General features: G+C 74.5%; 16 protein-coding genes. 5 read left to right on the top strand and 11 right to left on the bottom strand.

The genetic code is table 11. The features are described 5' to 3' along the window. Positions 1-331: 331 nt before the first annotated feature. Positions 332-1,282 (bottom strand): 2-hydroxyacid dehydrogenase, encoded by a 951-nt coding sequence (locus NRO40_RS21260; RefSeq protein ID WP_408057090.1) that lies wholly within the window; start codon positions 1,280-1,282, stop codon positions 332-334. A 98-nt stretch (positions 1,283-1,380) separates the two neighbouring features. Here NRO40_RS21260 and NRO40_RS21255 point away from each other — a divergent pair, with 98 nt between their 5' ends. From NRO40_RS21255 to NRO40_RS21245, 3 genes are all read left to right on the top strand, one after another. After that, a complete protein-coding gene (locus NRO40_RS21255; RefSeq protein ID WP_058942671.1) occupies positions 1,381-2,388 on the top strand; it encodes an aldo/keto reductase in 1,008 nt (335 codons plus the stop codon). A gap of 156 nt (positions 2,389-2,544) precedes the next feature. Continuing rightward, positions 2,545-3,717: a PQQ-dependent sugar dehydrogenase gene (locus NRO40_RS21250; RefSeq protein ID WP_408057036.1), complete on the top strand. Its 1,173-nt coding sequence runs from the start codon at positions 2,545-2,547 to the stop codon at positions 3,715-3,717. Positions 3,718-3,730: 13 nt separating this feature from the next. Further along, positions 3,731-3,919, top strand: coding sequence for a DUF6191 domain-containing protein (locus tag NRO40_RS21245; RefSeq protein ID WP_058942670.1), 189 nt, complete (start codon positions 3,731-3,733; stop codon positions 3,917-3,919). A gap of 244 nt (positions 3,920-4,163) precedes the next feature. On the opposite strand, the gene NRO40_RS21240 is transcribed toward NRO40_RS21245, so the two are convergent. The 10 genes from NRO40_RS21240 to NRO40_RS21195 form a co-directional block, all read right to left on the bottom strand. Next, a complete protein-coding gene (locus tag NRO40_RS21240; RefSeq protein ID WP_058942669.1) occupies positions 4,164-6,632 on the bottom strand; it encodes an MMPL family transporter in 2,469 nt (822 codons plus the stop codon). Positions 6,633-6,896: 264 nt separating this feature from the next. Continuing rightward, on the bottom strand, positions 6,897-8,411 hold the full coding sequence (gene gatB / locus NRO40_RS21235; protein ID WP_107115113.1) for an Asp-tRNA(Asn)/Glu-tRNA(Gln) amidotransferase subunit GatB: 1,515 nt from the start codon (positions 8,409-8,411) through the stop codon (positions 6,897-6,899). Positions 8,412-8,427: 16 nt separating this feature from the next. Beyond that, positions 8,428-8,667: a hypothetical protein gene (locus tag NRO40_RS21230; protein WP_058942668.1), complete on the bottom strand. Its 240-nt coding sequence runs from the start codon at positions 8,665-8,667 to the stop codon at positions 8,428-8,430. Positions 8,668-8,695: 28 nt separating this feature from the next. Then, positions 8,696-10,195 (bottom strand): Asp-tRNA(Asn)/Glu-tRNA(Gln) amidotransferase subunit GatA, encoded by a 1,500-nt coding sequence (gatA, locus tag NRO40_RS21225; protein WP_058942667.1) that lies wholly within the window; start codon positions 10,193-10,195, stop codon positions 8,696-8,698. A 5-nt stretch (positions 10,196-10,200) separates the two neighbouring features. After that, a complete protein-coding gene (gatC, locus tag NRO40_RS21220; protein WP_058942666.1) occupies positions 10,201-10,497 on the bottom strand; it encodes an Asp-tRNA(Asn)/Glu-tRNA(Gln) amidotransferase subunit GatC in 297 nt (98 codons plus the stop codon). An 84-nt stretch (positions 10,498-10,581) separates the two neighbouring features. After that, a complete protein-coding gene (locus NRO40_RS21215) occupies positions 10,582-12,711 on the bottom strand; it encodes a putative bifunctional diguanylate cyclase/phosphodiesterase (protein WP_058942665.1) in 2,130 nt (709 codons plus the stop codon). A 262-nt stretch (positions 12,712-12,973) separates the two neighbouring features. Beyond that, positions 12,974-15,166 carry an NAD-dependent DNA ligase LigA gene (gene ligA / locus NRO40_RS21210; RefSeq protein WP_058942664.1) on the bottom strand — a complete coding sequence of 731 codons (2,193 nt, stop codon included), beginning with the start codon at positions 15,164-15,166 and terminating at the stop codon, positions 12,974-12,976. A gap of 13 nt (positions 15,167-15,179) precedes the next feature. Further along, on the bottom strand, positions 15,180-16,193 hold the full coding sequence (locus NRO40_RS21205) for a methionine synthase (RefSeq protein WP_079047126.1): 1,014 nt from the start codon (positions 16,191-16,193) through the stop codon (positions 15,180-15,182). Positions 16,194-16,229: 36 nt separating this feature from the next. Continuing rightward, a complete protein-coding gene (locus tag NRO40_RS21200; protein ID WP_058942663.1) occupies positions 16,230-16,919 on the bottom strand; it encodes an SDR family oxidoreductase in 690 nt (229 codons plus the stop codon). 178 nt (positions 16,920-17,097) lie between these two features. Beyond that, positions 17,098-17,637 carry an LOG family protein gene (locus tag NRO40_RS21195; RefSeq protein WP_058942662.1) on the bottom strand — a complete coding sequence of 180 codons (540 nt, stop codon included), beginning with the start codon at positions 17,635-17,637 and terminating at the stop codon, positions 17,098-17,100. A 59-nt stretch (positions 17,638-17,696) separates the two neighbouring features. Between NRO40_RS21195 and NRO40_RS21190 the strand changes: the two genes are divergently transcribed. Both NRO40_RS21190 and NRO40_RS21185 read left to right on the top strand, forming a co-directional pair. Further along, the gene (locus NRO40_RS21190; protein WP_058942661.1) at positions 17,697-18,044 is read left to right on the top strand and encodes a DUF427 domain-containing protein; all 348 of its coding nucleotides are present in this window, start codon (positions 17,697-17,699) and stop codon (positions 18,042-18,044) included. 202 nt (positions 18,045-18,246) lie between these two features. Next, the gene (locus NRO40_RS21185; protein WP_058942660.1) at positions 18,247-18,876 is read left to right on the top strand and encodes an alpha/beta fold hydrolase; all 630 of its coding nucleotides are present in this window, start codon (positions 18,247-18,249) and stop codon (positions 18,874-18,876) included. The last annotated feature ends 164 nt before the right edge of the window (positions 18,877-19,040 follow it).

Genomic DNA, 19,040 nt, shown 5'->3' with positions numbered 1-19,040 from the left:
GGTGTCGCTCGTTCCCCGGCGTCGGTTCCCGTGCTCGACGCGCCCCCGGATCGCGACGATACACCAGGTTCGTCACTCAGGGACAGGGGCCTTATACGCTGCGTAACGATCAAGATGCTTATAGACACGGAGCGCACTCGGGGCGCTCCGGAGCGTGTCGGTCCGGGTGTATGCGCCGCAGGCACGCGACGCCGGTACGTTCCGTCGGTGTGTGCGGGCGGAACATGCCCCGCGTACCCGCTGCCGGTACGGACCACACGGGCTTTCCGGACCTCCTCCCGGGGCGCGGGGCGTGGGGCACGAGTGAGGGCGGAGGCGCGGCGGGGGCGGGCTAGCCGGTGGTGAGGACGACGTTGCGCAGCGGTTCCCCCGCCGTGAACCGGGTCAGCTGGTCGGCTATCAGACGCTTCGCGCGCGGCATGAACGCCGAGGTCGAGCCGCCCACGTGCGGGCTGATCAGCACGCCCGGCGCGTGCCACAGCGGGTGGCCGGCGGGCAGCGGCTCCGGGTCGGTGACGTCGAGCGCCGCGGTGAGACGCCCGCTCGCCGTCTCCGCCAGCAGGGCCTTGGTGTCCACCACGGGCCCCCGGGCGACGTTGACCAGCAGCGCCCCGTCCTTCATCCGCGCCAGGAAGCCGGCGTCGACCAGGTGGTGGGTCTCCTCGGTCAACGGCGTGGACAGGATCACCACGTCGGCGTCCGGCAGGAGCGCGGGCAGATCGGACAGGGCGTGCACCGGGCCGCGCTCGGTGGTGCGCGCGGAGCGTGCGACGCGCACGACCCGCGCACACTCGAAGGGCGCGAGCCGGTCGTCGATGGCCGCGCCGATCGACCCGTACCCGACGATCAGCACCGACCTGTCGGCGAGCGAGGGGTAGAAGCCGGCCCGCCACTCCTCGCGGTCCTGGCCCCGGACGAAGCCGGGGAGGTCGCGCAGCGAGGCGAGCACCAGGGCGAGGGCGAGCTCGGCCGTGCTCGCCTCGTGCACGCCCCGGGCGTTGCACAACGCCACCCCGGGCGGCACGTCGCCGAGCCCCGGCGTCACGTGGTCGATGCCGGCCGACAGCGTCTGCACCACCCGCAGCGAGGTCATCGCCGCGAGCGGCCGCACCGCGACCTCCGTGCCCTTCATGTACGGCACCACGTAGAAGACGCAGTCCGCGGGGTCGGCCGGGAACTCCGGGCCGCCGTCCCAGAAGCGGTAGGCCAGGCCGGTGGCGGCCGGGTCCGGCAGGCCCGCGACCTCCGCGGCGGGGACGGGCAGCCACACGTCCCGGGTCATGTCGTCCACATCGTCAGCAGTCATGCCAGGAGGCTAAGCGAAGCGGGCGGCGGGCCATTGGTTAGTTTTTGCGGGAGCGCACAGGGAGGTACGGGGAGTTGGAGCGCAGGACACTCGGGGCGACCGGGCTGGAGGTGGGGGCCGTCGGCCTCGGCTGCATGCCGATGAGCTGGGCCTACAGCGCCTCCCAGCAGCGCGGCGACCGCTCGCTCGGCGCCGTGCACGCCGCGCTCGACGCCGGGGTGACCCTGCTCGACACCGCCGACATGTACGGGCCCTTCACCAACGAGCTGCTGCTCGGCCGGGCGCTCAGGGGGCGCCGGGCGGAGGCGTTCGTCGCGACGAAGTGCGGGCTGCTCGTGGGTGACGGGCACATCGTGGCCAACGGCCGGCCGTCGTACGTGCGGCGGGCCTGCGACGCGTCGCTGCGGCGGCTGCAGACGGACGTGATCGACCTGTACCAGCTGCACCGGGCCGACCCGGAGGTGCCGGTGGAGGAGACCTGGGGCGCCATGGCGGAGCTGGTGACCGCGGGGAAGGTACGGGCGCTCGGGTGGTGCGCGGTCGGCGTGCGCGGCTCCCGGCGCGGCGCGTCGGACCTGTACGACGGAACGATCCGCCAACTGGAGCGCGTCCAGCAGGAGTTCCCGGTCAGCGCCGTGCAGGCGGAGCTGTCGGTGTGGTCGCCGGAGGCGCTCGCCCGGCTGCTGCCGTGGTGCGCGGCGCGGGGCGTGGGGTTCCTGGCGGCGATGCCGCTCGGCAACGGCTTCCTGACCGGGACGCTCACCCCGGGCGGCGGGTTCGAGCCGGAGGACCTGCGCGCGCGCCACCCGCGCTTCACCGCCGAGATGATGGCGGCCAACCAGCCGCTGGTCGCGGGGTTGCGGCGGGTGGCCGAGCGGCACGGCGGAGAGGCGGCCGGGGCGACGCCGGCGCAGGTCGCGCTCGCCTGGGCGCTGGCACAGGGGCGGCACGTCGTCCCGGTGCCGGGCACGAAGCGGGGGCGCTGGGCGGTGGAGAACGCCCGGGCGGCACGGCTGGCGCTGACGGCGCGGGACCTGGCGGAGATCGCCGCCCTGCCCCCGGCACGCGGCTCCTGGGACTGAGGCGGAGGACCGGGGCCGAGCGGCGCCGGGAGGCGGGGCGGACGCCGGGGCCGAGCGACGCCGGGAGGCGGGGCGGACGCCGGGCCGGGCGGCGGGACACGCCCTAGGGTAGGCGGCGACGAGCTCCACTCCGCCCCGGGGAAGGAACCAAGAACCGTGCGACGTCCCGCTGTGACGGCCGTTTCGGCCACAGCCGCGCTGCTGCTGGCGACCGGATGCTCGGGCGGGGGGAGCGGCCCGGCGGGTCCCGCGAGCGCCCCGCCGCCCCGTACCGCCGCGTCCGCGTCGGCCTCCCCGACGGCCTCGGCGTCGCCCTCGCCGTCCGCCCCGCCCGCCAAGGGGTCGGTGCGGGTGGTGTCCACGGTGGCCCAGGGGCTGAAGTCACCGTGGGGGTTGGCCGCCCTGCCCGGTGGGGACCTGCTGGTCTCCTCGCGCGACGGGGGCACCATCACGCGCGTGGACGCGGAGAGCGGCGAGCTGACCGTGCTCGGCGAGGTGCCGGGCGTGGCCCCCGGCGGGGAGGGCGGCCTGCTGGGACTGGCGCTCTCCCCCACGTACGCCGAGGACCACCTCGTCTACGCGTACTTCACCACCGAGTCCGACAACCGCGTGGCACGCATGCTGTACGACGAGACGGCGCCCCCCGGGCGGCAGTTGGGGGCGCCCGACACGGTCCTGCGGAACATCCCGAAGGGCGTCGTCCACAACGGCGGCAGGATCGCGTTCGGCCCGGACGGGATGCTGTACGTGGGCACCGGTGACAGCGGCGACACCGGGCTGGCGCAGGACAAGGAGTCGCTGGGCGGCAAGATCCTGCGGATGACCCCGGACGGGCAGCCCGTGCACGGCAATCCGGAGGCGGACTCGGTCGTCTACTCGTACGGCCACCGCAACGTGCAGGGCCTCGCGTGGGACGCGCAGAAGCGGCTGTGGGCGGCCGAGTTCGGCCAGAACACCTACGACGAGCTGAACCTCGTCCGGCCGGGCGGCAACCACGGCTGGCCCGAGACGGAGGGCAAGGGCGGCGGGGGCGCGTTCGTCGACCCGGTGGTCCAGTGGCCCGTGGCCGACGCGTCGCCGAGCGGCATCGCCGTCGCGCGGGGCTCGGTGTGGATGGCCGCGCTGCGCGGCGAGCGGCTGTGGCGGGTCCCGCTGGCGGGCGGGGAACCCTCGGCGGCCCCCCAGGCGTTCCTGAAGGGGACGTACGGCCGGCTGCGCACGGTGCTGGCCGCGGGCGGCGACCGGCTGTGGCTGGTCACGAGCGAGACCGACACCCGTGGCACGCCCGAGGCCGGCGACGACAGGATCCTCCTGCTGGAGGTCAGGTGAGAGGCGGCTGCCCATGTTCGGCAACGCGATGGACGAGCTGTTCGCACCGGGTCGCAAGCACACCGACGAGGAGGCGCGGCGCCTGGTCCTCAGCCGCGTCGACGTCGGCGACAGCGACCCGGGGAGCGGGCCGATAGACCTCGCCTCCGGCCAGGTGACGGTGCGCCCGGCGGGGCCGGCGGAGACCCCGGACGGCTTGTGACCCGGCCGCCCGCGGGGCGGGGCGCCGGGCGGCGGGACGAGGGGCCGCCCGCCGAGGACCGGCTCGACCGGGGGCCGGTACGGGGGGCGGAGGCCCCGCCGCCGACGCCACGGGCGGCGGGACCGGGAGCCCGGCGGGGCGCCTCGTGGCGGGACCCGGCGGGCACGGCGGATGCCGTGGGGGGCGGCCGGTGTCGGCGGTGGCCCCGTCGGCGTGCGACCGGAGGAGCCGCCGTCGCGGCGGGCTACGGTACGAGCTCCCCGTCCCCGCTGGTGCGCTTCCCGGGGATTCTCACACGCGCCGGGCCGGGCATCTCGGGTGGATCGGGGGGTTCGATGCTGATGCGGGGCAGCACCCGGTCCAGGGAGCGGGGCAGCCACCAGTTGGCGCCGCCGAGCAGGTGCATCAGCGCGGGCACGAGCAGCGTCCGCAGGACGAACGCGTCGAGCGCGACCGCCGCGGCGAGGCCGATGCCGAACATCGCGATGACCCGGTCCCCGGAGAGGACGAACGCCAGGAAGACGGCGATCATGATGACCGCGGCGGAATTGATCACCCGGCTGGTCTCGGCGAGGCCGACGCGGACGGCCCGCCGGTTGTCCCCGGTCTCCAGCCACTCCTCGTACATGCGGCTCACCAGGAACACCTGGTAGTCCATGGACAGCCCGAAGAGCACCGACACGGCGATCACCGGCAGGAACGGTTCGATGGGACCCGCCCGTCCGAGGCCGAGCAGTTCGCTGCCCCACCCCCACTGGAAGACGGCGACGACGACGCCGAACGCGGAGGCGACGGCGGCGACGTTCATCACGGCGGCCTTCAGCGGGATGCCGACGGACCGGAAGGCGAGCAGGAGCAGCAGGCAGCCGAGGGTGATGACGACGCCGACGAAGAGCGGCAGCTTGCCGACGACGACCTGGGCGAAGTCGTCGTACGCCGCGGTGACGCCGCCGACGTGGACGTCGAGGGAGCTGCCCGCCTCGGCGGTGGGCAGGACGTCCTGGCGGAGCCGGTCGACCAGGTCGCTGGTCTCCTGCGACTGGGGCGCGGAGTCCGGGACGACGGTGACCACGGCGGTGTTGCCGCTGCCGCTGTAGCTGACGGGGCCGACGGAGTCGACGCCGGGCGTGGCGGGCAGCCGGGCCGCGAGCTGGTTCATGGCGATGCGGTCGCCGGCGCCCTCCAGCTCGGCGACGAGGGTGAGGGGCCCGTTGACGCCGGGGCCGAAGCCGTCGCCGTCCGGGCCGCCGGCGAGCAGGTCGTACGCCTGCCGGGTGGTGGCCGACGCGGGGTCGTTGCCCTGGTCGGAGGTGCCCAGGCGGAGCGAGAGCGTGGGCAGCGCCAGGACGAGCATCACGACGGCGGCGACGGCGCCGAGCTTCTTCGGGTGGCGCTCGACGAACGCGGACCAGCGGGCGGCGAACCCGGTGGGCGGCTCGGGCTGCGGGCCGTGCTCGGCGAGGCGGCGGCGCTCGCGGCGGGAGAGCGCGCGCATGCCGATGAGGGAGAGCAGGGCGGGCAGCAGCGTCACGGAGGCGACGACGGTGAGGACCACGGTCAGGGACGCCGCTATGGCGACGCCGTTGAGGAAGCCCAGCCGCAGGGTGAGCATGCCGAGCAGGGCGATGCAGACCGTCGCGCCGGCGAAGACGACCGCACGGCCGGTGGTGGCGACGGCGCTCTCGGCGGCCTCGGTGACGCCGAGGCCGCGCTTGAGCCCCTTGCGGTGCCGCGTGACGATGAACAGGGCGTAGTCGATGCCGACGCCGAGCCCGATGAGCATGCCGAGCATCGGGGCGAAGTCCGCGACCGTCATGACGTGGCCGAGGAGGGCGATGCCGGAGGCGGCGGTGCCGACGCTCACCAGGGCCGTGGCGATCGGCAGGAGGCTGGCCGCGAGGGAGCCGAAGGCGAGGAAGAGCACGACCGCGGCGACGGCGACGCCCACGATCTCGGCGGTGTGCCCGCCGCCGCCCCCGGTCAGGGCGGCCACGCTGCCGCCGACCTCGACCCGGACGCCGTCGCCGGCGGCCTGGCGGGCGGTGTCGACGAGGGCGTCGGCCCGCGCCGCGTCGACGTCCTCGACGCGCTGGTCGAAGGTGACGGTGGCGTAGGCGGTCCGGCCGTCCTCGCTGATCCCGCCGTGGGGCGTGCCGGAGTCCCGCGTCGCCGCGTCGGCGCCGGTCGCGCTCGCCGCCGCGGTTCCGGTTCCGGTCCCACCCCCTGTCGCCGTACCCGTACCGGTCGTGGACGCACCCGAGGCCCCTGCGGCGGTCCCGGCCGCGGTCGCGCCCGCCGTACCGGTCGTGGTCGCGCTCTGCGCCGTGGGCCGCCCGGGGGCCTTCGCCCGCGGGGGTGGGCCGTCCGCGGGCGCGGGGAGCCCGGCGGGGCCGTACGGGGAGGTGACGACCGCGACGCCCGGCAGGGCGGCGACCGCGTCGAGCATGGGGGCGATCCGCTGTGTGACCACCGGGGAGCGCACGTCGCCGCGGTCGGTGTGCCAGACGACGGTGGCGGTGTCTCCGCCGCCGCCCGGGAACGCCTCGCGGAGCACGGCCGTCGCGCGGCCGGACTCGGTGCCCGGGGCCTCGTACTCGTTCGAGTACGCGGTGCCCGCGACGCCCGTGGCCGCCGCGGCGCCGCCGAAGGCGGCGAGCCAGAGCAGGACGACGACGAGTCGGTGGCGCACACACCACCGGGCGATGGCTGCCAAAAGGTTCGCTCCCTGAGGTCCGCGGCCCTTCGCCGGGAACCTCCCGGGGGGAACACTCGACCCTGTGAAAGCCAACTTTGGCAGCGATAAGAGATCGTTTGTCCTGTTCGTGGGCTTCGTCACAGCTCCGGATGCAGGGCTACAGCGGCGGCACCGGGGTCCCGTCGGCGACACCGGCCCGCCCGGGGAACGCGGAAGGCGGCGCACCGTCGACCGGTGCACCGCCTCCCCCGCCGTCGGCGCCGTCACGACGGCGCCGGCGGATCAGCCCTCGCTGACGCCCAGCTGCTCCAGGATCAGCTCCCGGACGCGGGCGGCGTCGGCCTGGCCGCGCGTGGCCTTCATGACCGCGCCGACCAGCGCGCCGGCCGCCGCGACCTTGCCGCCGCGGATCTTGTCCGCGATGGCGGCGTTCCCGGCGATGGCCTCCGCGACCGCCGAGGTCAGGGCGCCCTCGTCGGAGACGACCTTCAGGCCGCGCTTCTCGACCACGGTGTCGGGGTCGCCCTCGCCCGCGAGCACGCCCTCGATGACCTGGCGGGCCAGCTTGTCGTTGAGGTCGCCGGACGAGACGAGCGCGGTGACCCGGGCGACCTGCGCCGGGGTGATCGCCAGCTCCTCCAGGGCCGTGCCGGACTCGTTGGCCTGCCGGGACAGCTCGCCCATCCACCACTTGCGGGCCTGGTCGGCCGGGGCGCCGGCGTCGATCGTGGCGATGATCAGGTCGAGCGCGCCGGCGTTGAGGATGGCCTGCATGTCCAGCTCCGAGACGCCCCACTCCTCGCGCAGCCGGTTGCGGCGCACGCGCGGCAGCTCGGGCAGCCCGGCGCGGATCTCCTCCACCCACGCACGGGACGGCGCGACCGGGACGAGGTCGGGCTCCGGGAAGTACCGGTAGTCCTCCGCCTCCTCCTTCACGCGGCCGGAGGTGGTGGAGCCGTCGTCCTCGTGGAAGTGGCGGGTCTCCTGCACGATGGTGCCGCCGCCGGAGAGGACCGCGGCGTGCCGCCGCACCTCGTAGCGGACGGCCCGCTCGACGGAGCGCAGCGAGTTGACGTTCTTCGTCTCGCTGCGGGTGCCGAACTTCTCCGTGCCGATGGGGCGCAGCGACAGGTTGACGTCGCAGCGCATCTGGCCCATCTCCATCCGCGCCTCGGACACGCCGAGGGCGCGGATCAGGGAGCGCAGCTCCGCGACGTACGCCTTGGCGACCTCCGGGGCGCGGTCACCGGCGCCGACGATCGGCTTGGTGACGATCTCGATGAGCGGGATGCCCGCGCGGTTGTAGTCGAGGAGGGAGTGCGAGGCGCCGTGGATGCGGCCGGTGGCACCGCCGACGTGCGTCGACTTGCCGGTGTCCTCCTCCATGTGCGCGCGCTCGATCTCGACGCGGAAGACCTCGCCGTCCTCCAGCTGGACGTCCAGGTAGCCGTCGAAGGCGATGGGCTCGTCGTACTGGGAGGTCTGGAAGTTCTTCGGCATGTCCGGATAGAAGTAGTTCTTCCGGGCGAAGCGGCACCACTCGGCGATCTCGCAGTGGAGGGCGAGACCGATCTTGATGGCGGACTCGACGCCGGTGGCGTTGACCACGGGCAGCGCGCCGGGCATGCCGAGGCAGACCGGGCAGGTCTGGCTGTTCGGCTCGGCGCCCAGCTCGGTGGAGCAGCCGCAGAACATCTTGGTGCGGGTGCCGAGCTCGACGTGCACCTCGAGGCCCATCACGGGGTCGTAGGTGGCGAGGGCGTCCTCGTAGGACACCAGGTCAGTCGTGGCGATCACGGTGGAACTATCCCTCTCAGCCGAACAGGACGTCGTCGTCGCCGATGCGCTTCAGCTCGCGCACCAGGATGGCGAGGCCCGTCGCGATGGCGGCGGCGGACACGACGGCGTCCAGCAGCATCAGCGTGTCGCTCTCGGTGCGCGCGTGGCGCAGCTGCTTCACCACGCTGACGGCGCCGAACGCGGTGGTGCCGATGGACAGGTACGTGCCGGTCCGGGACTTCTTGAAGCCCTTGGCCTTGCTCAGTGCGCTCACAGCGTGTCTCCGTTCGCTCGTGCGTCGCTCACAGTGCCGGAGCCTCCTCCAGCAGCGGGTGGCCCCAGCGCGCCGTGAACGCGGCCTCGACCGCGGCGCCCACCGTGTACAGGCGGTCGTCCTTCATGGCCGGGGCGATGATCTGGAGGCCGACCGGCAGGCCGTCCTCCGGCGCCAGACCGCACGGCAGCGACATGGCGGCGTTGCCCGCGAGGTTGGTCGGGATGGTGCACAGGTCGGCCAGGTACATCGCCATCGGGTCGTCGGCGCGCTCGCCGATCGGGAAGGCGGTGGTCGGCGTCGTCGGGGAGACGATCACGTCGACCTGCTCGAAGGCCCGCTCGAAGTCGCGCGTGATGAGCGTGCGGACCTTCTGCGCGGAGCCGTAGTACGCGTCGTAGTAGCCGGAGCTGAGCGCGTACGTGCCGAGCATGATGCGGCGCTTGACCTCGTCGCCGAAGCCGGCCTCGCGGGTGAGGGAGGTGACCTCCTCCGCCGAGCGGGTGCCGTCGTCGCCGGTCCGCAGGCCGTAGCGCAGGCCGTCGAAGCGGGCCAGGTTGGACGAGCACTCCGACGGCGCGATCAGGTAGTACGCGGAGAGCGCCAGGTCGAAGGAGGGGCAGTCCAGCTCGACGACCTCGGCGCCCAGCTCCTTCAGCAGCTCGACGGACTCGTCGAACCGCTGCAGGACGCCGGCCTGGTAGCCCTCGCCGCGGAACTGCTTGACGACGCCGACGCGCATGCCGGTGACGCTGCCGTTCCGCGCGGCCTCGACGACCGGCGGGACGGGTGCGTCGATGGACGTGGAGTCCATCGGGTCGTGCCCGGCGATCACCTCGTGCAGCAGGGCCGCGTCGAGGACGGTACGGGCGCAGGGGCCGCCCTGGTCCAGGGAGGACGAGAACGCGACCATGCCGTAGCGGGACACCGCGCCGTACGTCGGCTTGACGCCGACCGTGCCGGTGACGGCGGCGGGCTGGCGGATGGAGCCGCCCGTGTCCGTGCCGATGGCGAGCGGCGCCTCGTACGAGGCGAGCGCCGCGGAGGAGCCGCCGCCGGAGCCGCCGGGGATCCGGGTGAGGTCCCAGGGGTTGCCGGTCGGGCCGTAGGCGCTGTTCTCGGTGGAGGAGCCCATGGCGAACTCGTCCATGTTGGTCTTGCCGAGGATGACGACGTCGGCGGCGCGCAGCCGGCCGACGAGGGTCGCGTCGTACGGCGGGAGCCAGCCCTCCAGGATCCGGGAGCCGACGGTGGTCGGCATGTCCCGGGTGGTGAAGATGTCCTTGAGGGCGAGCGGCACGCCGGCGAGCGGGCCGAGCGCCTCGCCGCGCTCGCGCTTCTCGTCCACGGCGCGCGCCTGGGCGAGCGCGCCCTCGCGGTCGACGTGGAGGAAGGCGTGGACCTTCTCGTCGACCGCCTCGATGCGCGCGAGGTGGGCCTCGGTGACCTCGACGGCGGTGAGCTCGCCGGAGGCGATCCTCGCCGCGAGCTCGGCGGCCGTCAGCTTCGTGATGGTGCTGTCCGTCATGTCGGTCAGTCCTCCCCGAGGATCTGCGGCACCTTGAAACGCTGCTGCTCCTGCGCGGGGGCTCCGGAGAGCGCCTGCTCGGGGCTGAGCGACGGACGGACCTCGTCCGCGCGCATGACGTTCGTCAGCGGCAGCGGGTGGGAGGTCGGCGGGACGTCTTGGTCGGCGACCTCGGAAACGCGGGCGACCGCGCCGATGATGTCGTCGAGCTGGGTGGCGAAGTGGTCGACCTCTTCGCCCTTCAGCTCCAGACGCGCCAGCCGGGCGAGGTGGACGACCTCCTCGCGCGTGATGCCAGGCATGCAGCGATCCTCAGGGGTGAGTGAGCGGTTTTGGCCCAATCCTATGGGGCGTGCCGCGATGCCCGTGAAACGGTTTGTGCCGCGCTACGTCACCGGGTGGCTGGAGGGGCGGTCCGACGGGGACGGCGGGAGGGCGGCCTGGGGGCGGTGCCAGCCGTGTTCGCCGCGGGCGCGCAGCCACGCCGTGGTCTCCTGGGGCGGCATCGCGGCGGCGACCAGCCAGCCCTGGACCGCGTCGCAGCCCAGGTCGCGCAGCCGCTCCCAGGTCTCGTCGTCCTCGACGCCCTCGGCGACGACGAGGAGGCCGAGGGAGTGGGCGAGGTCGACCGTGCAGCGCACGATCTCGGCGTCCTCGGTGTCGACGGCGAGGCGGGCCACGAACGACCGGTCGATCTTGAGCTCGCTCACCGGGAGGCGGCGCAGGTGGACCAGGGACGAGTAGCCGGTGCCGAAGTCGTCCAGGGACATCTTCACGCCGTGGGCGGTGAGGGCGGCGAGCGTGTCGGCGGCGCGCTGCGGGTCCTCCAGCAGCACGTGCTCCGTTATCTCCAGCTGGAGCGCCCCGGCGGGGACGCCGTGCCGCGCCAGCCGGGCGGCGACCGCGCCGGCGAAGCCGGGGCTGTGGACGTCGCGTGGGGAGACGTTCACCGCGACGGGGACCTCCAGGCCCTGGGCGCGCCACCGGGCGACCTGGGCGAGGGCGGTCTCCAGGACGTACTCGGTGAGGTGGGGCATCAGGCCCGAGGACTCGGCGATGGCGATGAACTCGTCCGGGGGGACCCGGCCGCGCTCCGGGTGCACCCAGCGCACCAGCGCCTCCAGTCCGGCGACGTGGCCGTCGAAGCGGACCTTGGGCTGATAGTGCAGCTCGACCTCGCCGGCGTCCAGGGCGCGGCGCAGGTCGCCGAGGAGGCCGAGGCGGTCGGGGGTGTTGGAGTCGCGCTTGGACTCGTACACCTCGACGCCCGTGCGGTCGCGCTTGGCCTGGTACATGGCGACGTCGGCGCGCTGGAGGAGCCCTTCGGCGTCCAGGGCGTGGTCGGGGAAGACGGCGACCCCGGCGCTGGCCTCCAGGACGAGCGTGAGCCCGTCGAGGTCGAGCGGCGAGGAGAGGTCGGCGGCGAGGTGCCGGGCGACGCGCTGGGCGCTGGTGGTGGAGTCGGCGGTGGGCAGGAGCACGGCGAACTCGTCACCGCCGAGCCGGGCGGCCTCAGCCCCGCGGGGCAGGGCGAGGCGCAGGCGCTCGGCGATCTGCAGCAGGAGCCGGTCGCCGGCGAGGTGGCCGAGGGTGTCGTTGACCGACCGGAAGCGGTCGAGGTCGATGAGGACGAGCGCGGCGCGGGTGCCGTCGGCTTCGGCGGCCTCCAGGGCGGACCAGGTGCGTTCGAGGAGCCAGTGGCGGTTGGGGAGGCCGGTGAGCGGGTCGCGCAGCTGCTCCTCGGCGCGGGCCCGGGCGATCCAGAGCGTGGAGTCGAGGGCGATTAAGGGCACGGCGAAGAGCGGCAGCAGCACCGGCAGCGAGACGGCGACGACGCAGATGAGCGGGGCGATGCCGAGGAGGGCGACGGCGACGAGGCCCTGTCGGAGCAGCGCCGTGCGGGCGGCGGTGGGCAGGCTCCCGACCTGGGGGGCGAGGGTGTACCACAGGAGGAGCCGGGTCACCACCAGGTAGGTGGCGGCGGCGAGCGAGACCTCCGGTACGGCGGCGATCCCCCATTCGAGGGGCTCCCAGGGCCGTTCGACGGACGGGACGTCGCCGAAGGCGGCGAGGACGAGCGCGGCGGCGCCGATGCCGAGGACGTCGGCGGCGCCGTGCAGCAGGCCCTGCCGCCAGCGGTGCCGGCGGGCGGCGCTGACGAGCACGACGACCGCGAGGCTGACCAGCCCGGCCGGCACCCAGCCGTACAGGATGAGGACGGCGAGGGTGAGGGCGGCGCCGGAGCCCGTGCCGCCCCACCAGCGGTCACGGCCGAGGGCGACGAGGTGGCCGACGACGATGCCCGTGAGGACGGCCAGGGACCAGCCGGTGGCTCCGCCGGGGAAGAGGGCGTGTCCCTGGCTGACGGCGCGGTGGAAGCCGCTGGCGAGCGCGACGCCCGCGAGGACCACCACGAGGGCGGGGAGCCTGGCGGCGAGGCCCTGGAGGGCCGCGGCCGCCGGGCAGGCGCGCGGACGCGGTCGTGCGACCGGGTCGGCACTCTCGGTCGGTTTCATTCCGTCCCTCTCACAGCCGGCGGTGCCGTTGCCTCTGCCTCGTGGTGGCCCGTCGTCACACCACCACGACCACCGCGAACGGACGTTCCCATGGCGGCCGCGCACGACAGGCGCACGTCACAACAGTAGGCCGCGGAGCGCTTTCGCGGGCGGCGCTCTACAGCTCTTGCCCGAATGAGACCCGGCCACCCGTAACCGTCCGGTATGCGCTGAACGGGTTATGATTTCCGGCCTGTTACCGCCCTTCGCGGCCGGTTCCGGTCTACTCCTCGACGGGGACGGCCACCTCCCGGGCCGCGTCGGGCCCCTGGGTCAGCAGCACCGTGAAGCCGTCCTCGTCCAGGACCGGGACCTTCAGCTGCATCGCCTTGTCGTACTTGGAGCCCGGACTGTCGCCGACGACCACGAACGAGGTCTTCTTGGAGACGGAACCGGTCACCTTGGCGCCGACGCTCTGGAGCGCCTCTTTCGCGCCATCCCTGGTGTGATTCTGCAGGGTGCCGGTGACGACGACCGTGAGCCCCTCCAGCGGTCGGGGGCCCTCGTCCTCCCCGGTGCTCTCCTCCTCCATCCGGACGCCGGCGGCGCGCCACTTGCGCAGGATCTCGCGGTGCCACTCCTCGGCGAACCACTGCTTCAGGGAGGCGGCGATGGTGGAACCGACACCCTCGACGGCCGCCAGCTCCTCCTCGGTGGCCGCCTCGATGCGGTCGAGGGAGCGGAACTCGCGGGCGAGGGCCTCCGCCGCCACCGGTCCGACGTGGCGGATCGACAGGGCGGTGATGACCCGGGCGAGCGGGCGCCGCTTGGCCTCCTCGATGTTGCGGAGCATCGCGAGGGCGTTCTTGCGCGGCTCGCCCTGCTGGTTGGCGAAGACGGTGACGACCTTCTCCTCGCCCGTCTTCGGGTCCCGCTTGGGCAGGCCGCTGTCCTGGTCCAGGACGTACGCCTTGATGGGCAGGAGCTGCTCGATGGTCAGGTCGAACAGGTCGCCCTCGTCGACGAGCGGCGGGTCGGCGGGCTCCAGCGGACGGGTGAGCGCGGCGGCGGCCACGTAGCCGAAGTTCTCGATGTCGAAGCAGCGGCGCCCGGCGAGGTAGAAGAGTCTTTCGCGTAGCTGTGCGGGACACGTCCGGCCGTTCGGGCAGCGCAGGTCGACGTCGCCCTCCTTCATCGGCTTCAGTGGCGTCCCGCACTCGGGGCACTCGGCCGGCATCACGAACTCGCGCTCGCTGCCGTCCCGCAGGTCGACGACGGGGCCGAGGATCTCCGGGATGACGTCGCCCGCCTTGCGCAGCACCACGGTGTCCCCGATGAGGACGCCCTTGGCCTTGACCACGTCCTGGTTGTGCAGCGTGGCGAACTCCACCTCGGATCCGGCCACGGTGACCGGCTCGACCTGCGCGTACGGCGTGACGCGGCCGGTGCGGCCGACGCCGACGCGGATGTTCACCAGGCGGGTGTTCACCTCCTCCGGGGCGTACTTGTACGCGATGGCCCAGCGGGGGGCGCGCGAGGTGGAGCCGAGCCGCCCCTGGAGGCGGATCTCGTCGAGCTTGACGACCACGCCGTCGATCTCGTGCTCCACGGAGTGGCGGTGCTCGCCGAAGTGGGCGATGAACTCCCGCACCCCGTCGAGGGAGTCCACGACGCGGTTGTGCCGGGCCGTCGGCAGGCCCCACCCCTGGAGCAGCCCGTACGCCTCGGAGAGGCGGTCGAGGTCGAGGCCCTCGTGGGCGCCGATGCCGTGCACCACCATGTGCAGCGGACGCGTGGCGGTGACGCGCGGGTCCTTCTGGCGCAGGGAGCCGGCGGCGGCGTTGCGCGGGTTGGCGAAGGGCTTGTCGCCGGCGGCGACCAGACGGGCGTTCAGCTCCTCGAACTTCTCCATCGGGAAGTACACCTCGCCGCGGATCTCCACGAGGTCGGGGACGCGGTCCCCCCGGAGCCGGTCGGGGATGTCGGCGATGGTGCGGACGTTCGGCGTGATGTCCTCGCCGGTCCGGCCGTCGCCGCGGGTCGCGGCACGCGTCAGCCGGCCCTTCTCGTACGTGAGGTTGACGGCGAGGCCGTCGACCTTCAGCTCGCACAGGAAGCGGTGCTCCGCGGCGCCGACGTCCCGCGCGACGCGCTCGGCCCAGGCGGCGAGCTCCTCGTCGTCGAAGGCGTTGTCCAGGGAGAGCATCCGCTCCCGGTGCCGGACGGCCGTGAACTCCGTCTCGTACGCCCCCGCGACCTTCTGCGTCGGCGAGTCGGGCGTGCGCAGCTCCGGGTACCGCTCCTCCAGCCGCTCCACGGAGCGCAGCAGCCGGTCGAAGTCGGCGTCGCTGATGACCGGCTGGTCCTTCACGTAGTACCGGAAGCGGTGCTCCTCGACCTCCTCGGCCAGCCGGGCGTGCTCCTCCCGGACGTCCGCCGGCACCACGTCGCGCTGCTCGTGCTGTTCGACAGCCACGTCGATCCTCCCGTTACTCAGGGTTGTCCGCGAGGGACTTCGCCGCCTTGACACAGTGCGCCAGCGCACTGCGGGCGTAGGCGGGCGAAGCACCCGCGAGCCCACACGTGGGAGTGATCACCAAGGACTCCGCGAGGGTCCCCGGTTGCAGCCCCAGCCTGCGCCACAGCGTCCTGACACCCATGACGCTACCGGCAGGGTCCGACAACGGGCCGTCGGTGGAGGGCACCACGCCCGCGAAGAGCTTCGTCCCTCCCTCGACCGCCTCCCCGATCGCCTCCTCGTCACGCTCGGTGAGCAACCCGAAATCGAACGAGATGCCCGCGGCGCCGGCCCGGCGCAGCAGGGCGAACGGCACGTCGGGGGCGCACGAGTGGATGACGGCGGGCCCGTCGTGGGCGCCCGTCACCTCGCGCAGGGCGCCCTCGACGACCTGACGGTCGACGGCGCGGTGGGTGCGGTAGCCGCTGGCGGTCTTGACGTGTCCCCGCAGCACCGCGGTGAGGGACGGCTCGTCCAGCTGCAGCACGATCCGCGCGCCCGGGACGCGGCGGCGCACCTCCGCCAGGTGGCCGCGCAGACCCTCGGCGAGCGACGCGGAGAGGTCGCGGCAGGCGCCGGGGTCGCTGAGGGCGGCCTCGCCGCCGCGCAGCTCCAGCGCGGCGGCGAGCGTCCAGGGGCCGACGGCCTGCACCTTGAGCGCGCCCTCGTACCCCTGGGTGAACTCCTCCAGTGCGTCCAGGTCCTGTCGCAGCCACGCGTGGGCCCGGCGGGTGTCGCGGCCGGGTCGGTCGCCGACCCGCCACCCGCTGGGCTCCACGCGCGCGTAGACCTCGACGAGCAGGCCCGCGGTCCGGCCGATCATGTCGGCGCCGGGGCCGCGGCCGGGCAGTTCGGGCAGGTGGACGAAGTCCTCGAAGGACCCGGTCACGGCCTTGGCGGCCTCGCGCGCGTCGCCGCCCGGCATCGAGCCGACCCCGGTGGCCGGACCCCATTTGATCTCGTCGCTGTCGTTGTTCTGGCTCACCCGGGAAGGGTACGCGCCGCTTGCCGGACGGGCTTCCTAGTGGCCCGGGCGGACGGTCAGGTCCTGGATCTCCGCGTCGCGGGGCAGGTCGACGGCCGTGAGGATCGTCGTCGCGACCGACTCCGGGTCCATGAGGCGGGAGGTGTCGTACTCCTTGCCCTCCTGCTGGTGGACCTTGACCTGCATGGGGCTGGCCGTACGGCCCGGGTAGACGGAGGTGACGCGCACGCCGTGGGGGCGCTCCTCGGCGCGCAGCGCGTCGGCGAGGGCCCGCAGGCCGTGCTTGGAGGCGGCGTAGGCGGACCAGTCGGCGTTCGCGTGGAGGCCCGCGCCGGAGTTGACGAACACCACGTGGCCCTGGGAGACGCGCAGCTGCGGCAGGAGAAGCCGGGTCAGCTCGGCCGGGGCGACGAGGTTCACGTCCAGCTGCGCGCGCCACGCCTTGGTGGTGAGCTCGCCGACGGGGCCGAGGTCCACGATGCCGGCGATGTGGAGCAGCGTGTCGAGCCGGTCGGGCAGCTCCTGGTGGGAGAAGGCCCAGGAGAGCCGGTCGGGGTTGGCGAGGTCCCCGACGAGCGTGCGGGCACCGGGGTGGAGCTCCGCCAGCTCCTTCGCGCGCCCGGCGTCCCGGGCCAGCAGGATGAGATCGTCCCCGCGCGCGTGGAGGCGGCGGGCGACCGCCGCGCCGATGCCGGAGCCCGCGCCGGTGATCAGGTGTGTGGTCATGGGGCCATGCTCGCACCCGGGCGGCCGGGGGGTCCCGGCGGCCGGTGGGTGCCGGGGCCGGTAGGGCCCGGGGGCCGGTGGGTGCTGCGGGGTGGCGGGGCCTTCGGGGTGCCGAGCGGACGACGGCCCGCCACCGGAGTCCGGGCCGCCGTTGGGCTGCGGGGGCCCGGGGGCCCCTCTACCGGATGCCGGCGGACTCCTCCAGGTAGGCGAGGGCGGAGACGGCGTCCTCCGCGAAGAACACCAGCTCGGTGAGGGGCAGCGGCAGGAACCCCTCCTCGTCCATGCGGCGGAACTGCTGCTTCAGCCCGTCGTAGAAGCCGGCGGTGTTGAGCAGGACGACGGGCTTGGTGTGCAGGCCGTGCTTCTTCAGCTCCAGGATCTCGGTGGCCTCGTCCAGCGTCCCGGTGCCGCCGACCATGACGACGATCGCGTCGGCGCGGGCGAGGAGCTGCGCCTTGCGCTCGGCGAGGTCCCGGGCGACGACCATCTCGTCGCAGCCGGGGCGGGCCTTGTGCTGCAGGAACTCCACCGAGATCCCGACCAGCCGCCCGCCCGCCGCCTGCACGCCGTCGGCAACGACCTTCATCAGCCCGGCGTCCGAGCCGCCCCACACGAGGGTGTGGCCGCCCTTGCCGAGGAGCTCGGCGAACTCGTGGGCCGCGGTCGTGTAGCGCTCGTCGAGGTCGGCGGCGGAGAGGAAGACACAGATGTCCATGGGCTCACGGTACGGGCCCGGTCCGGGAACCCACCCGCCGCGGGGGCCGTTGACCGGACATGACGCCTCCAGGACACCGCATCACGGTCGGCCCGGCGGACGGGCCGGTACGGGTCGAGCGGGACGGCCGGGTCCTCGCCGACAGCGAGCGCGCCCTCGCCCTGCGGGAGACGGGCTGCCCCGTCCGGTACTACCTGCCGCCCGAGGACGTGGCGACCGAGCTGCTGGTCCCCTCCGGGACGACGACCTACTGCCCGTTCAAGGGCACCGCCTCCTACTGGTCCCTGCCGGGCCGGCCGGACGCGGTGTGGGCCTACCTCGACCCGAAGCCGGAAGTCGCCGCCATCCGGGGCCACTTCTGCTTCTACGGGCAGGAAGGTGACCCAAGGGGGCCGGAAGGGTCCTGACGGGACCCCGGCGAGGCCGGAGCGGGCCGGCGGGACGCGGGGGGGGCCGGCGAGGCCGCAGCGGGCCGGCGGGACGCGGGCGGGGCCGACGGGGCGGGAGCGGGGGCCGGCGGGGCGGGAGCGGGGGCCGGCGGGGCGGGTGGTTCGGCCGGGCTTCGGCCCGGACCGATGAGTTGCGCGCCGTCCGCCGGTCTGCCCCGGCATGGACGATGTGAGGACGACACCGGCCGGCCCCGCCGCGACCGCCGGGGGCCGGGTGACGTCGGCGGACGGCACCCCGATCGCGTACCGCCGGTGCGGCGGGGGCCCGCCGCTGGTGCTGGTCGGCGGTGCCCTGTCGCCGGGCGGGTGGGAGCGGCGGCTCGCGGAGCTGCCGGCGGGCCGGTTCACGACGTACACGTACGACCGGCGCGGGCGCGGCGGCAGCGGGTGCGGCGCCGCGGGTCACGCCCCGGAGCGCGAGGTCGAGGACCTGGCCGCGGTGGTCGCCGTGGCGGGCGCCGGCGCGGGGGTGCACGGCACGTCGACGGGCGGGGCGCTCGCCCTGGAGGCGGCCGCGGCGGGGGTCCCGGTGGGGCGGCTGTCGGTGTACGAGCCGCCCTACGGCGCGGACGACGACGCCCACGACGGCGTACCGGCGTGGCGCCTGGCGGGCATCCACGCGCGCGTACTGGTCGTGGACGGCGGGGCGAGCCCGCGCCGGCTGCGCGACACGGCCCGCGCGGTCGCCGGGGCGCTGCCGTACGGGCGGCACACGACGCTCACCGGCCAGACGCACACGGCGGCGCCGCACGTGCTGGCCCCGGTGCTGGCGGGCTTCTTCGCCCCGTGACGGCGGCGGCCGGTGCCGGGCGGCCCGGCCCGGTGACGGCGGGGGCTACCCCGGGGCGGCCCCCGCCTGCTGACGACGGCGTCCGCCGCGGCGGACGTCAGGCGGTGGTGGGGCGGGGGCGGGTGCCGCGGACGGTGGCCGGTGGCCCGGGCAGGTGCGGGCCG

Origin of the sequence: Streptomyces changanensis (assembly GCF_024600715.1) — a bacterium.
GTDB classification, from domain to species: domain Bacteria; phylum Actinomycetota; class Actinomycetes; order Streptomycetales; family Streptomycetaceae; genus Streptomyces; species Streptomyces changanensis.
The sequence above is the reverse complement of the archived record's forward strand: the minus strand, read 5'-3'. Positions and strand labels throughout refer to the sequence as shown.